Raw genomic sequence first — 1,603 nt, forward strand, 5'->3', positions numbered from 1 at the left:
GTCCCCACCCTCTGCGAAACCCCCACGACCGAGGCCGGCCGCGGCCTCCACGTGGTCACCGCCCTCACCACCCACCTCTCCTGGCACCCCCACAAGAACCTCGGCAAAACGATCACGGTCCACCTCCCGCAGCGCTGATCCGCACCCCAACCCGAGCCATACGCTCGGCGGACGAAACTCGCCGTCGGCTCAGGAGGCGAACGTGGGTTGGGCCTGGAACTCGTACGCGGACGAACTCGCGACGGCAGTCCTTCTCGGCGTACCGACATGCCTCGGCTTGGCCTGGACGTTCCACAACTGGCGCCGCCGGAAAAGAACTCCGGCTGACGTAAGACGTGACGTACTCCTGGACGGCCTGCTGACCGCGTCGCTCCTGCCGTACCTCTACGTCACCCTGTCCCAGGGGTACGGAAACCAGAGAACGCTGAGCCTGATGCCTTTTGGCGAACTCTCGGTCTCCTTCGCCTCCTCCCAACTGGCCTTCTCGGACGTCACACTCCTCAACGTCGGCGGAAACGCGGCACTGCTCCTCGTATTCGGTGCCCTCCTACCGATCCGGAGCCGCCGTTCCAGAACCCTGGGAAGGGTGGCCGCCATCACGGCACTCCTCTCGACGGCAGTGGAGATCACCCAGTACGCACTGGCGGTGGGCCGCGTATCGTCCACGGACGATGTCCTGCTCAACACGGCGGGCGCAGTGGCGGGAGCACTGCTGACCCCCAACTGGTGGCGCCCACAAAGCACCGACCGACCCGCACCTATCAGGGATAGCCGGCCGCGCCGGTCGCACGGCGACTCATGAGGTCGTCACTGTCCCAGTTGCCGGTCCAGCTCCCGACTCCACCAGAGCACGGCAGGGTCTTCACGCCGTGTGAGTCATCACCAGGAAAGTCCTCGCTGTGGAGTGTCACTTGCACCTCCTGGGACAAACCACAGCCTACGGACGGCGACCCGCTGGTGTTGGAGATGCCGTACTCCCGCGCGCAGGAACCACGACAGTCTCGACCATGAACACCTTCAGCGGCTAGGAACACCCCCGCGTACGCGGGGATCACTCCCGGACGACATCGAGGCGTACCGGTGCATCGGGAACACCCCCGCGTGCGCGGGGACCACACGACGCCGACTCAGGCCCTCACGCCGTACGAGGGAGCACCCCCGCGTGAGCGGGGACCACCGCCGCGCTAAGGGCTGGGGCAAGACACCGCTGGGAACACCCCCGCGTGCGCGGGGACCACTCGAACCCGGCGCGGGCGCCCAGCCCGTCGAAGGGAACACCCCCGCGTGCGTGGGGACCACGGCAAACGCATCGACGGGATCCCCGCGCTGCTGGGAACACCCCCGCGTGCGCGGGGACCACACGGCGGAGTCGTTGAGCATCGACGCGGAGATGGGAACACCCCCGCGTGCGCGGGGACCACAAGGGCGAGTTCGGGTTCGGGACGCCGATGTCGGGAACACCCCCGCGTGCGCGGGGACCACTGCTCGTGACCTGGGCCTTTAGTCGGGCGAGCGGCCGTTTCTCATTACTTCCCGAGAACCGGACATTTCGTCACCCCTCCCCGAAGCTCCGGACCTAACCCTATCCCCGCCACCCCTACCC

At 67.5% G+C, this 1,603-nt stretch carries 1 protein-coding gene and 1 CRISPR repeat array; the gene reads left to right on the forward strand.

All coding sequences use genetic code 11. The annotated features are described in order from the left end of the window. The first annotated feature begins 202 nt into the window (after positions 1 to 202). Positions 203 to 802, forward strand: a complete 600-nt coding sequence (locus AOK24_RS49755) for a VanZ family protein (protein WP_055721721.1) — start codon at positions 203 to 205, stop codon at positions 800 to 802. Between the two features lie 224 nt (positions 803 to 1,026). Next, a CRISPR array of direct repeats spans positions 1,027 to 1,482; the repeat unit is 29 nt; unit sequence GGGAACACCCCCGCGTGCGCGGGGACCAC. Positions 1,483 to 1,603 lie beyond the last annotated feature (121 nt).

The sequence above is a fragment of the Streptomyces niveiscabiei genome (assembly GCF_001419795.1).
GTDB classification, from domain to species: domain Bacteria; phylum Actinomycetota; class Actinomycetes; order Streptomycetales; family Streptomycetaceae; genus Streptomyces; species Streptomyces niveiscabiei.